This is a genomic window from Pseudomonas sp. HY2-MNA-CIBAN-0224 (assembly GCF_040310285.1).
GTDB lineage: Bacteria > Pseudomonadota > Gammaproteobacteria > Pseudomonadales > Pseudomonadaceae > Aquipseudomonas > Aquipseudomonas helleri.
Genome location: NZ_JBEOPQ010000468.1, coordinates 1 through 276, shown reverse-complemented (window position 1 = coordinate 276; position 276 = coordinate 1). Strand labels below are relative to the sequence as shown.

Sequence of the window (276 nt, the reverse complement as noted above, 5' to 3'; positions counted from 1 at the left end):
ATGCAAAAGACTTTGATAGTAATGTTAACGAGACCATGACTCAGCTGCGCCTGAATGCTGCCGATGGCACGCCAGTAGGTCTGATTAATTGGTTTGCACTGCATCCAACCAGTTTTAGTAATCAGTTTATGCATCTAAGCGCTGACAATAAAGGTTTTGCTCAGCGCGGCGCTGAAAAGATTTTTGGTAAAAATTCAGACAAGCCGTTTGTCGCCGCTTTTGCCAATGCTGATGAGGGTGATGTGCTGGCGGCAGGCGGCAATGCCAACTCAAAGC

General features: G+C 47.1%; 1 protein-coding gene. It reads left to right on the top strand.

What is annotated here, in order from left to right:
- Positions 1 to 35 precede the first annotated feature (35 nt).
- On the top strand, positions 36 to 276 hold a 241-nt coding region (locus tag AAEZ03_RS27195; protein ID WP_350582943.1), incomplete at its 3' end, for a neutral/alkaline non-lysosomal ceramidase N-terminal domain-containing protein.